6 protein-coding genes are annotated in these 12,896 nt (G+C 70.5%); 3 read left to right on the top strand and 3 right to left on the bottom strand.

Annotated features, from left to right (window positions below; translation table 11 throughout):
- Window positions 1-65: 65 nt before the first annotated feature.
- The 3 genes from ACSNOC_RS09915 to pgi all read left to right on the top strand — a co-directional run bounded on the left by ACSNOC_RS09915 (window position 66) and on the right by pgi (window position 9,457).
- Window positions 66-6,926: a polymorphic toxin-type HINT domain-containing protein gene (locus tag ACSNOC_RS09915; RefSeq protein WP_436746940.1), complete on the top strand. Its 6,861-nt coding sequence runs from the start codon at window positions 66-68 to the stop codon at window positions 6,924-6,926.
- A gap of 11 nt (window positions 6,927-6,937) precedes the next feature.
- On the top strand, window positions 6,938-7,186 hold the full coding sequence (locus tag ACSNOC_RS09910; RefSeq protein WP_436746939.1) for a hypothetical protein: 249 nt from the start codon (window positions 6,938-6,940) through the stop codon (window positions 7,184-7,186).
- Window positions 7,187-7,804: 618 nt separating this feature from the next.
- Complete coding sequence (gene pgi, locus ACSNOC_RS09905) at window positions 7,805-9,457, top strand: glucose-6-phosphate isomerase (RefSeq protein WP_436746938.1); 1,653 nt, start codon at window positions 7,805-7,807, stop codon at window positions 9,455-9,457.
- Window positions 9,458-9,480: 23 nt separating this feature from the next.
- Here the strand turns inward: pgi and pgl are convergent, their stop codons facing one another.
- Genes pgl through zwf form a run of 3 tightly spaced genes read right to left on the bottom strand, consistent with a single transcriptional unit; the run spans window position 9,481 to window position 12,781 of the window.
- On the bottom strand, window positions 9,481-10,203 hold the full coding sequence (gene pgl, locus ACSNOC_RS09900) for a 6-phosphogluconolactonase (protein ID WP_436746937.1): 723 nt from the start codon (window positions 10,201-10,203) through the stop codon (window positions 9,481-9,483).
- Complete coding sequence (gene opcA / locus ACSNOC_RS09895) at window positions 10,200-11,249, bottom strand: glucose-6-phosphate dehydrogenase assembly protein OpcA (RefSeq protein WP_436746936.1); 1,050 nt, start codon at window positions 11,247-11,249, stop codon at window positions 10,200-10,202. Before opcA ends, pgl begins: the two co-directional genes overlap by 4 nt.
- Window positions 11,246-12,781, bottom strand: a complete 1,536-nt coding sequence (zwf, locus tag ACSNOC_RS09890; RefSeq protein ID WP_436746935.1) for a glucose-6-phosphate dehydrogenase — start codon at window positions 12,779-12,781, stop codon at window positions 11,246-11,248. The genes opcA and zwf overlap by 4 nt, the downstream gene beginning before the upstream one ends.
- Window positions 12,782-12,896: the final 115 nt, after the last annotated feature.

The following is a 12,896-nucleotide window of genomic DNA, read 5'->3' as shown; positions in this document are numbered from 1 at the left end:
GGCGCTCCGTACCGCCGGTCCGCCGCGAGGCCCGGCCGACGTTCTCGACGAAGGATGAGTGACGGATGAACGGCACGGTCCGGCTGCGCCGAGCGCGCACGGTGACGCGGCGAAGAGTCGCGTGGTGGCTCTCGCTCATGATGGTGGCCTCGCTGCTGCAGGCCCTGTCGCTGCCGTCCGCGATCGCCGCGGACAGCGACAGCGACGACTTCGGGAGTCACCTCTCCTCCGAGGAGCCGGTCGGCGGCCGGGACGGGATACCGGTCGAGCCGCGGCCGGAGGAGGAGACTCCCCGCATCCCGCGGGAGGACCCGCGCGCCGCCTGGCCGGAGGCCGGCACAGGCTCCGTGCGGCTCTCCGAAGAGGCGGCCACCGCCGAGTCCGCGCGATCCGGCGAACTGCCCGTGCGGCTGGCCGCCGAGGAACCGGCGGGCGCCACGGCCGAGGTGCGGGTCCTGGACCAGGACGCGAGCGCGGCGGCGGGTGTCGAGGGGGTGCTGCTGACCGTCGAGCGGCGGGACGGATCGCGCGGGCGGCCCGGTGGCGTGGACGTGGAGCTGGCGTACGGCGACTTCGCCGGTGCGTACGGCGGCGGCTATGGATCGCGCCTGACCTTCTACGCGCTGCCGGCCTGCGTGCTCCGGACGCCGGACGAGCCCGGGTGTCGCGAAGCCACTCCGGTGACCTCCCGGAACGACACCGAGCGGGAGACCCTGACGGCCAGTGGCCTGCGGCTGGGCGGCGACGACCCGGTGGTGCTGGCCGCCGTGGCCGACGAGCAGGGCGTCGAGAGCGACTACACCGCGACCGAGCTCTCGCCCTCCTCCACCTGGGACGTCGGCCTGAACACCGGTGACTTCCAGTGGTCCTACGAGATGCCGGTGCCGGCCGTGCCCGGCGGGCTGATGCCGACCGTCGGACTGTCCTACTCCTCGGGAGCCATCGACGGCCAGACCGGCGGGACCAACAACCAGGCGTCGTGGGTGGGTGACGGGTTCGACCTGTGGCCCGGCTACATCGAGCGGACGTACCAGTCGTGTGCCGAGGAGGGCGTGGAGAACGCCGACGGCAACACGGTGGGGGACCTGTGCTGGGAGTACGACAACGCGTTCATCTCGTTCAACGGCCACGGTGGTGAACTGGTCCCGGCCGGCGGCGACCTGTGGAAGTTCCAGCAGGACGACGGCACCCGTATCCGGCATCTGACGGACAGCGCGCGGGCCAACGGCGACAACAACAACGAGTACTGGGAGCTGACCACTCCGGACGGCACGCGGTACTACTTCGGCTATCACCGGCTGCCCGGCTGGGCCTCCGGCAAGGAGACCACCGACTCGACGTGGACCGTGCCGGTCTACGGCAACGACGCGGGCGAGCCCTGCCACGCGTCCACGACGGCCGCTTCCTCCTGTACCCAGGCGTGGCGCTGGAACCTCGACTACGTGGTGGACGTGCGCGGCAACGCCATCGCGTACTACTACGACACCGAGACCAACACCTACGGCCGGTTCCTCGACAAGACCGACAACGCCTCCTACATCCGGGGCGGCACGCTGGACCGGATCGAGTACGGCCTGCGGTCCGACACGGTCTACGCCACCCCGGCCCTCGCCAAGGTGGACTTCACCGGCAGCACCCGGTGCCTGCCGCAGATCGGGGTGGACTGCTCGGAGTCCGCCATCGACGCCAATGAGACACACTGGTACGACACTCCGTGGGACCTCAACTGCGGCGCGTCCGAGGACTGCGACACCGGACGGTACTCGCCCACCTTCTGGACCCGGTACCGGCTCACCGGCGTCAGCGCCCAGGTGCTGCGCTCCGGCTCCTACGCGCCCGTCGACTCCTGGGCCCTGACACACCGCTGGGGCACGGCGGACGTCGACTACCAGCTCCTGCTGGACACGGTCCAGCGCACCGGCCAGGGCACGACGTCCCCGATCACGCTGCCCAGGGTCTCGTTCACCTACGAGCAGCGGGCCAACCGGCTGGACGCGGTCGGCGACGGTTACGCCCCGTTCGTCAAGGAGCGGCTGGCCACGGTGACGGACGAGTTCGGCGGGCAGATCGACGTCGAGTACTCCGGCGAAGCGTGCGACGCCGGGAACCTGCCGGTGCCGGAGACCAACACCACCCGCTGCTTCCCGCAGTACATCGGCGGCGGCGGGGACATCGCCCCCGATCTGGAGTGGTTCAACAAGTACGTGGTGACGTCCGTGACCGCGACCGACCGCACCGGCGGGTCACCCGACCAGGTGCGGCGGTACCAGTATCCCGGGGGCGCCGCCTGGCACTTCGACGACGACAACGGGCTCGTCCCCGACGACGAGAAGACGTGGTCGCAGTGGCGCGGCTACGGCCAGGTGCGGGTACAGACCGGCGGTCAGGGCACGGACGGCATGATCAGCCAGGAGGACACGTTCTTCCTGCGCGGCATGGACGGCGACCGGCTCAACGAGTCCGGGGGCACCAAGGACGTGTCCGTCACCCTGCCCGCCGGGGAGGGCGACCCCATCACCGACCATCCCGCGACGCAGGGCTTCGCCTACCGGACGGTGACCTACGACGGGGTCGGCGGCCCGGTGCTGGAGAAGTCGGTGACCCGGCCGTGGCACCACGAGACGGCGCGCAGTGTCCGCGACTGGGGCACGATCACCTCCGACTTCACCGGCGAGGCCCGGATCACCGCGTGGACCTCGCTGGACGGCGGCGCGGGCGGCCAGTGGCGCACCACCCGCGTCGACCACACCTACGACACCGTCGCCGGACGCCTGACGGAGACCAACGAACTCGCGGACACCGCCACCACGGCGGATGACCGGTGCGTACGCACCACCTACGCCACGAACTCCGGCGCCAACCTGCTGACCCTGCCCAGCAGGACCGAGACCGTCGCCGTGGCCTGCGGCGCCACCCCGGACCGGGACACGGACGTCATCGCGGACGAGCGTTTCGCCTACGACGGCGGCTCGTACGGCCAGGCACCCACCGCGGGGAACGTCACCGCGACCGCCGTGCTGAAGGACCACAACGGCACCACCGCGACCTACCTGGAGAGCGGCGCCACGTACGACGTCTACGGCCGCGCGCTGACCGCCACCGACCTGACCGCGAACGTGACGGTCACCGGGGGCACACTCACCCGGACCGCCCGCTCCGACGGCCGCACCACGACCACCGCGTACAGCCCGACGACGGGCTTCGCGACGCAGGTGACCGAGACGTCTCCCCGGGCCAATCCGTCCGTGGCGACCTCCGCACAGGTCACCGTCACCAAGCTCGACCCGCTGCGCGGCCTGCCGACCGACATCACGGACACCAACAACCTGCGCACGGTGACCCAGTACGACGCGCTGGGCCGCGCCACCAAGATCTGGCTTCCCAACCGCCAGACGACTCAGCTCCCGAACTACCAGTTCACCTACCAGATCAGCGACGGCCAGCCGGTCGCCGTCGGCACCCGGGTGCTGGACTTCGACGGCACCCAGATCATCTCCTACGGACTGCTCGACGGCTTTCTGCGGGAACGGCAGACCCAGACACCGGGGCCGGGCGGCACCCGCCTGCTGACGGACGTCCTGTACGACGAACGCGGCCTGGTCGCCAGAACCAACGCCGCCTACCACACGTCCGGCGCGCCGAGTCAGACGATCTTCGTGCCGGTCGAGGTCGACAAGGTGGAGACCCAGACCCGTCACACCTACGACGCGCTGGGCCGCGAGACCGAGTCCCGGGTCATGGCGGGCAGCACCGACGGCGGAGACGTGCTGTCCACCACCACGACCACCTACCGGGGCGACCGCACCACGGTGATCCCGCCCGAGGGCGCCACCGCCACCACCACGCTGGTCGACGCCCGCGGCCAGGTCGCGGAACTGCGCCAGCACCACAGCCGGTCGGCGACCGCCGCGTACGACGCCACGCGCTACCGCTACACCCCGGCCGGTCAGCTTGCCGAGGTGACCGACCCGGCCGGGAACAGGTGGACGTACACCTACGACCAGCTCGGCCGGAACACCGCGACGACCGACCCCGACGCCGGGCGGACCGTCAGCACGTACGACGACCGGGGCCTGCTGACCACCCGCACCAACGCCCGTGACATCACGCTGGCCTACCTCTACGACGGTCTCGGGCGCCAGACCCAGCTACGGGAGGGCACCGCGACCGGTCCGTTGCGCGCCGAATGGGTGTGGGACACCGTCGCCGGGGCGGAGGGCGAACTCGCCAAGTCCATCCGCCACGAGGGCGGCGCGGCCTACACGCAGGAAGTCACCGACTACGACTCCCTCTACCGGCCCGCGCGCACCCAGACGGTGATCCCCGCGGCGGAAGGGGCGCTCGCCGGCACCTACACCACGCAGACCCAGTGGGACCTGTCCGGGACCGTCCGCAGCGTCGCCTTCAACGCGGCGGGCGGCCAGGCCGGTTACAGCTACGCGTACGGGTACGAGCCGGACACGCTCCGGCCCACCCTGATCGACGGCCTGGGCGATCCCGGCCTGCTCGTCAACGTCGGGTACAGCCCGACCGGCAAGCCGCTCCAGTACGTCATGTCCGACCGCGGCGGCGGCGATGTGACGGTGGCCAACACCTATGAGTGGGGCACCCAGCGGCTGGCCACCACGCAGATCCGGCGCGAGAACCAGCCCGGCTGGGACCGGGGCGAGTCGTACACGTACGACGAGGCGGGCAACGTCCGCTCCATCGCGGACCTGTCCCGGACCGGCACGGATGTGCAGTGCTTCCAGTACGACTACTTGCGCCGCATGACGGAGGCGTGGGCGCAGGGGGCCGAGGGCTGCGCGAGCACGCCGTCGGCCGCCGCCATGGGCGGCCCGGCGCCGTACTGGCACTCGTACACCTATGACGCGGTGGGCAACCGCCTGACCGAGACCCTGCACGAGCAGGACACCTCGCGCACCTACGACTACCCCGACCCGGGGACCGCGCGGGCGCACACCCTGACGTCGGTCACGGAGAACGCGCCCGGCATCCAGTCGCTGGAGGAGTACACCTACGACGCCACCGGCAACACGCGCACCCGCCAGACCGGCGGCGACACCCAGACGCTGACCTGGGACGCTGAGGGGCACCTGGCGGCGGTGGAGGAGGCCGACGGCGCCACGACCGAGTACCTCTACGACGCCGACGGCGGGCGGCTGATCGGGCGGACCCCGACCGAGACGACCGTCTACCTCGGGCACACCGAACTCGTCCTGCGCGCCGGGTCGTCCACCGTCGAGGCGACCCGCTACATCGACCTGGGCGGCGGCCACACGGCCGTCCGGAAGAACGACGGCTCGGTCTCCTTCACCCTGGCCGACCACCACGGAACCGGCCAGATCGGCGTCGACGCCGCCACGTCCGCCGTCACCCAGCGCCGCACGCTGCCCTTCGGCGGCCTCCGCGGCGACGAGCCGACGTCCTGGCCCGGCACCCGCGGCTTCGTCGGCGGCACGACGGACACGACGACGGGCCTGACGCATCTGGGAGCGCGCGAGTACGACCCGGCCCTCGGGCGGTTCGTCTCCCTCGACCCGGTGATGGACCTGACCGACCCGCAGCAGATCCACGGCTACACGTACGCCGCCAACAACCCGGTCACCTACGCGGACCCCACCGGCCTGATGTACATCCCGCGGATCTGGCCCAAGCCGGGCAAGGCCACCGGAGGCGGCACGAAGGGCGGCAGCAAGCACGGCCGCGGCGGCTCCCGCGGCGGATCGAGCGCCTCCGGCAAGGGATCGCCCATGCCGGCGTCCTCCGCCGTTCCGGCGGTCGCCGGCACGGGCGGCGGGGGCCATGTCCAGGGGATCGGCTTCGACATCCCTGGAGTGCCGGACGACGACCCGTGGGGGGTCACGGACTTCGTCGAGGAAGGCATCGGCCGGGGCATTGAGTTCGTGGAGGACAGCGCGAGACTCGCCCGGGACCTGCTGCTTCCTGATATCGAGGCGACGGGAGCGTGCCTGTCCGGGCTCGACTTCAGCTGGGATTGCCTTCTCAACTATCTGGAGTTCACGCCCTTGAAGTTCGGGAAGTTGGACAAACTGTGGGACAAGGCTGACGAGTTCCTGCGCCGCGGCGACGAGGCGGCGGGGGACGCCCGCCATACTCCGTCCGCTTGCCGCAACAGCTTCCTGCCGGGGACCGAGGTCCTGATGGCGAACGGGACGTACAAGCCGATCGAGGACGTCGAGATCGGTGACGAGATCCTGGCGACCGACCCGGAGAGCGGGGAAACGGAAGCCAGAACGGTCACCGCGGAGTTGTGGAACGAGGGCCGGAAGGATCTCACCACCCTCACCGTCACCACGCCTGACGGCGAATCCGCCACTATCACCTCGACGGACGCCCACCCCTACTGGACACCGGACTCACAAACCTGGACCACGGCCGACGACCTCCGCCCCGGCACCTGGCTCCTGGATACCACCGGCACCCGAGTCCACGTCACGGCCGTGCACCACCACACCACCCGGGCCCTGGTCCACAACCTCACGGTGGAAGGCCCGCACACGTACTATGTGCTGGCTGGCGACACGCCTCTCCTCGTTCACAACAACAACTGCCTTACTGGTGGCTTCAGGCACGGTGTGACAGCGGAAGAGATAACGGACATAAATCGATCCTATGGCGGCCTTACCGTCATGCACGGGTCTCCGGCGAATACCTTGGCGAATGCCAGTCGGTATGACGGTTTTTGGGACAGGTCGGCTGTCATTATTCGGGACGTGGCTGGCGGCCACATGTTCGACAACGGGAACAAGCGAACTGCTCAAGCCGTCGTCGAAGAATTGATGGAGCGCAATAATGTACTGAGCGGTCCAAGTTCGAGCGAGCTGAGAAGCGTCATCGGTGCTGTGGCGCGAGGGGAGTTGCGCACTGTCGATGACATCTCATCTGCTTTGCGGGGCTACTGAAGGAGAAGGTCTTGGAGAACGTCGAAGCGATCATGAGTGCATTGGCGGCCCAGGGGATCACCGTCATCCTCAAGATCGACCACGAACGAGTATCCGATGGAACCGAGCCGTGGACAATCGTGATGTCGGGCCCCGGCGTAGGGGAGGGAGAATTCATTCGAGTTGATGCTTCGAGCCTTGCCGCGTGTGTCGAGCAAGGCGTGAGTTACTTGCGTGAGAAACCTGGTGACTGGCACTGGCTGACATCCCTCATGCCTTGATGAATTGATCTTTGTCCAATGCTTTTCTCCATGTGGCGGAATATCTCTTCGGCGGATCTGTGTGCCCGCTGGGAGAGGTCGTCTTGGGGCGAGAATGTCGTATGCCTGTTTTCAATGATTTGACCTCCCGCGATGCGGAATCCGGGCCGCAAGGGGGTGCCCTGGAGGACCAGAACCACAGGCGTGGTGGCATCGAGAGAGGAGCAAGGCGGTGGGTCGCTGAATATGGGGATACCATGTTCGATCTGCTGCAGGTCAGACAAATCATCGAGGACCTTCCCGGCATTCTTCTTTCTCATCCGGGCCGTACCGAGCAGGTGGAGGGGCTGACGGAGGTACTGGAACGAGCGGTTCGGCTGAGGGGTACGTCTGGATCGCTGGGAACTGGTCCCGGGAGTAGGGACTCGCGATGCGCGGGTCGGGGCGCGGGAAGGTATCCGGCGCGGTGAGAACGAGGGTGTCGGCCCGTCGCTCGGATGACGGGTGCCTGCTCACGTGCACCGACGCGCGGTGTCACCTGGTGGCAGTTCGGTGGTGCCGGATCGCCCCGGTGGGGGGATCGACTAGCGTTGGGGGGCGGCGGGGACACAGTGACGCGGATGATGGGCTGAGGACTGAATGAACGCTGCTGGTCGGGCCAGGCTTGATCGGATGCCGGAGTGGAGTGCGCTGGCGAAGCACCGGGAAGTGCTCGGGGAGGTGCGGCTGCGGGAGTTGTTCGAGCGGGATCCCGGGCGGGCCGGGCGGTACGGGGTGCGGGTCGGGAATCTCTTCATCGACTATTCCAAGCAGCTCGTCACGGACGAGACGCTGCGGCTGCTGCGGGAGCTGGCGGACGCCACCGGGGTGGCCGGGCTGCGGGACGCCATGTTCCGGGGCGAGAAGATCAACGTGACCGAGGGGCGGGCCGTGCTGCACACCGCGCTGCGGGCGCCGCGCGACGCCGTGGTCGAGGTGGACGGTGAGAACGTCGTGCCGGCCGTGCACGCCGTGCTGGACCGGATGGCGGCGTTCGCGGACCGGGTGCGGTCGGGGGAGTGGACCGGGCACACCGGGAAGCGGATCAGGACCGTCGTCAACATCGGCATCGGCGGCTCGGATCTGGGGCCCGCCATGGCGTACGAGGTGCTGCGGCCGTTCACCGCGCGGGAGCTGGGCTTCCGGTTCGTCTCCAACGTGGACGGCGCCGACCTCCACGAGGCCGTGCGGGACCTGGACCCGGCCGAGACGCTGTTCATCGTGGCGTCGAAGACCTTCACCACCATCGAGACCATCACCAACGCCACCTCGGCGCGACGCTGGCTCCTCGACGGGCTCGGCGGGGACGAGGCCGCCGTCGCCCGGCACTTCGTCGCCGTGTCGACCAACGCCGCGAAGGTGGGCGAGTTCGGCATCGACACCGCCAACATGTTCGAGTTCTGGGACTGGGTCGGCGGCCGATACTCGTACGACTCGGCCATCGGGCTGTCGCTGATGGTCGCCATCGGGCCCGAGCGGTTCCGGGAGATGCTGGACGGGTTCCGGCTGGTCGACGAGCACTTCCGCACCGCGCCGTTCGAGGAGAACGCGCCCGTGCTGCTCGGGCTGCTCGGCATCTGGTACGGGGCCTTCTTCGACGCGCAGGCGCACGCCGTCCTGCCCTACAGCCACTATCTGTCGCGCTTCACCGCCTACTTGCAGCAGCTCGACATGGAGTCCAACGGCAAGTACGTGGACCGCGAGGGGCGGCCCGTCGCCTGGCAGACCGGGCCGGTGGTGTGGGGCACGCCGGGGACCAACGGGCAGCACGCGTACTACCAGTTGCTGCACCAGGGGACGAAGCTCATTCCGGCGGACCTCATCGGGTTTGCCCGGCCGGTGGAGGAGCTGGCGGACGGGCTGAAGGCGCAGCACGACCTGTTGATGGCGAACCTCTTCGCGCAGGGGCAGGCGCTCGCCTTCGGGAAGACGGCGGACGAGGTGCGGGCGGAGGGCGCTCCGGAGGAGCTGGTGCCGCACAAGACGTTCCCGGGGAACCGGCCGACCACCACCATCCTGGCGGACGAGCTGACCCCGTCCGTGCTGGGGCAGCTGGTCGCGCTGTACGAGCACAAGGTCTTCGTGCAGGGCGCCGTGTGGGACATCGACTCCTTCGACCAGTGGGGAGTCGAGCTGGGCAAGGTCCTCGCCAAGCGGGTGGAGCCCGCGCTGACGGAGGGGGCCGAGGTCCCGGGCCTCGACCCCTCCACCGCCGGTCTCGTAGCGAAGTACCGCGAGCTGCGCGGCCGTTGATCCGGCAGGCGGCGCGTCAGGCGTCAGGCGGTGGGTGGTGCCGCCGTGCGGTCCAGGAGCCACAGGGTGCGCTCCGTGCCGGAGACGCTCGCGGCCGGGGCCGACGTGTCGGCGCCGGACAGGGCGGCGGCCACCGCCTCCGCCTTGTCCTCGCCCGCCGCCAGCAGCCACACCTCGCGCGCCGAGCAGATCGCCGGCAGGGTGAGGCTGACCCGGACCGGCGGCGGCTTGGGCGCGTCGTGGACCGCCACCACGGTGCGGTCCGTCACCTTCAGCGCCGGGTGGCCGGGGAACAGCGACCCCACGTGCGTGTCCGGGCCGACGCCCAGCAACAGCACGTCGAACGGGCCGTCCGCCGCCGCGAGTTCGGCGGCGTACGCCTCGGCCGCCGCCTCCGGGGAGGCGGCGGCGTCCGACGGCGGCACCGGGTGGACCCGTGCCGGGTCGAGGGGGACCGCGTCCAGCAGGGCCGCGCGGGCCTGCGTGTGGTTGCGGTCCGGGTCCCCGGCCGGGAGGAAGCGCTCGTCGCCCCACCACAGGTGGAGACGCGCCCAGTCCACGGTGTCCCGGGCCGGGGAGGCGGCGAGCGCGGCCAGCAGGCCGTTCCCGTTCCGCCCGCCGGTCAGCACCACCGAGGCCGCGCCGCGCGCCGCCTGGGCGTCCACGATCGCCGTGATCAGCCGGGCGGCCGTGGCCCGCGCCATCACGTCCTGGTCCGGGTGGACGACGACCTGCCGACCGCTCATGAGGCCGGCTTCGCGGCGGGCTTCGCGGCCGGCTTCTTCGCCGCCTTCTTGCCCGTGGCCTCCGCGGCCTCCGCGGCCCCCGGGGCGGGTGGCGACGCCGCGTCGGCCCCGGGCTCCTGCCCGGGCGTGCCCAGCCTGCCCACGCCGTACCGGACGGCCTGCGCGTACGCCTCGTCCGGGTCCAGCCGGCGCAGCTCCTCCGCGATCAGCTCGGCCGTCGCCCGCCGGTGCAGTGCCACGTGCCGGTCCGGCTGGCCCGGCACCGACAGCGTGGCCAGCGCGCCGTCCGGCCGGTCCAGCGCGATCGTGCCGTCCTCGGTGGTCAGCCGCACGGCGGTGATCCCCGGGCCCGGCGAGACGTCCCGCTCGACGGGCACGCCGAGCCGCTCGGCGAGCCACAGCGCGAGCAGCTCCGTGCTCGGGTTGTACTCCTCACCCTCCACCCGCGCCGAGGAGATCTCCGCCTGCTTCTGGTCCAGCGCCGCCGCCAGCACGCTGCGCCACGGCGTGAGGCGGGTCCACGCCAGGTCCGTGTCGCCCGGCGCGTACACCTCGGCCCGCATGCCCAGGGCGGCCACCGGGTCCTCGGTCGCCGCCGCGTCCGTGATCCGCCGCTGCGCCAGCGTGCCGAGCAGGTCCTCGGCCGGATCGCCGGGGGCCTCCTCGGGCCACCACACGACCACCGGCGCGTCGGGCAGCAGCAGCGGCAGCACCACGCTGTACGCGTGCGCCGCCAGCTCGCCGTGCAGCCGCAGCAGCACGGTCTCGCCGTTGCCGACCTCGCCGCCGACCCGCACCTCGGCGTCGAGCCGGGCGGTGGACCGCTCGCGCGGCGAGCGGCCCGGGCGCTTGATGACCACGAGGATCCGGCACGGGTGTTCCCTGGACGCCTCGCTGGCGGCCTTCAGCGCGTCGTAGTGATGTCCCTCGTCGGTCACGATGACCAGGGTCAGCACCATGCCGATCGCCGAGCCGACCGCGCGGCGCGCCTGGATCAGGCCCGCGTTGATCTGGCTGGATGTGGTGTCCGTCAGGTCGATCTTCATGGCCGCCGCCAGCTCCGTCCGTCGCGCGCGAGCATGTCATCCGCCGCCCTGGGACCCCACGTGCCGGCCGTGTACGGCTCGGGCTTGCCGTGCTTGGCCCAGAACTCCTCGACCGGGTCGAGGATCTCCCAGGACCGCTCGACCTCCTGGTGCCTCGGGAACAGGTTCGCGTCGCCCAGCAGCACGTCGAGCAGCAGCCGCTCGTACGCCTCCGGGCTGGACTCCGTGAACGACTCGCCGTACGCGAAGTCCATCGTCACGTCCCTGATCTCCATCTGGGTGCCCGGCACCTTGGAGCCGAAGCGCACGGTGACGCCCTCGTCCGGCTGGACGCGGATGACCAGCGCGTTGTGGCCCAGCTCCTGGGTGTCGGTCGCGTCGAACGGCGAGTACGGCGCGCGCTGGAAGACGACCGCGATCTCCGTGACCCGCCGCCCGAGCCGCTTGCCGGTGCGCAGGTAGAACGGCACGCCCGCCCAGCGGCGGTTGTCGATCTCCAGCCGCATCGCCGCGAACGTGTCGGTCACCGACGCCGGGTCGATGCCCTCCTCGTCCAGGTAGCCGCGCACCTTCTCGCCGCCCTGCCAGCCCGCCGTGTACTGCCCGCGCACGGTGTGCCGGCCGAGGTCGGCGGGGAGCTTGACCGCCTTCAGCACCTTCAGCTTCTCGGTGACCAGGGCGTCCGCGTCGAACGACGACGGCTCCTCCATCGCCGTGAGCGCCAGCAACTGCAGGAGGTGGTTCTGTATGACGTCGCGGGCCGAGCCGATGCCGTCGTAGTACCCGGCCCGGCCGCCGATGCCGATGTCCTCGGCCATCGTGATCTGCACGTGGTCGACGTACGACCGGTTCCAGATCGGCTCGAACATCGTGTTGGCGAAGCGGAGCGCCAGGATGTTCTGGACGGTCTCCTTGCCCAGGTAGTGGTCGATCCGGAAGACCTCGTGGGCGGGGAAGACGTCGTGCACGACCCGGTTCAGCTCCTGGGCGGAGGACAGGTCGTGCCCGAACGGCTTCTCGATCACCGCCCGCCGCCAGCTGTCGCCCTGGCCCTGCGACAGCCCGTGCTTCTTGAGCTGCCGCACCACCGTGGGGAAGAACTTCGGCGGCACCGAGAGGTAGAACGCGAAGTTGCCCCCCGTGCCGCGCTGCTTGTCCAGCTCCTCCATGGTGGTGCGCAGCGTCGTGAACGCCTGGTCGTCGTCGAAGACGCCGGGGACGAAGCGCATCCCCTCGGCAAGCTGGCGCCACACCTCCTCGCGGAACGGGGTGCGCGCGTACTGCTTGACGGAGTCGTGGACCACCGCGCAGAAGTCCTCGTCCGCCCAGTCCCGGCGGGCGAAGCCCACCAGCGAGAAACCCGGCGGCAGCAGCCCCCGGTTGGCGAGGTCGTAGACAGCGGGCATCAGCTTCTTGCGGGACAGGTCCCCGGTCACCCCGAAGATGACCAGGCCCGACGGCCCCGCGATGCGCGGGAGCCGCCGGTCCTGCGGACCGCGCAGGGGATTGCTGGACTTCGAGCTGCCGCTCACCGGTCTCTCAGCCCTCTCCGCCGGCCAGACGCTCCAGCTCGGCCTGGGTGGATTCGAGGAGGCCGTTCCAGGCGGTCTCGAATTTCTCGACGCCTTCGTCTTCGAGGAGCTGGAC

Source organism: Streptomyces sp. URMC 129, from assembly GCF_051386415.1.
Classification (GTDB): Bacteria; Actinomycetota; Actinomycetes; order Streptomycetales; family Streptomycetaceae; genus Streptomyces.
Note: the sequence above shows the minus strand (reverse complement) of the source record. Positions and strands in the feature narration are given on the sequence as shown.

Coding starts and splice junctions, on each gene's coding strand:
- ACSNOC_RS09915 (WP_436746940.1), top strand. CDS start 66: ATGAACGGCACGGTCCGGCTGCGCCGAGCGCGCACGGTGACGCGGCGA.
- pgi (WP_436746938.1), top strand. CDS start 7,805: ATGAACGCTGCTGGTCGGGCCAGGCTTGATCGGATGCCGGAGTGGAGT.
- pgl (WP_436746937.1), bottom strand. CDS start 10,203: ATGAGCGGTCGGCAGGTCGTCGTCCACCCGGACCAGGACGTGATGGCG.
- opcA (WP_436746936.1), bottom strand. CDS start 11,249: ATGAAGATCGACCTGACGGACACCACATCCAGCCAGATCAACGCGGGC.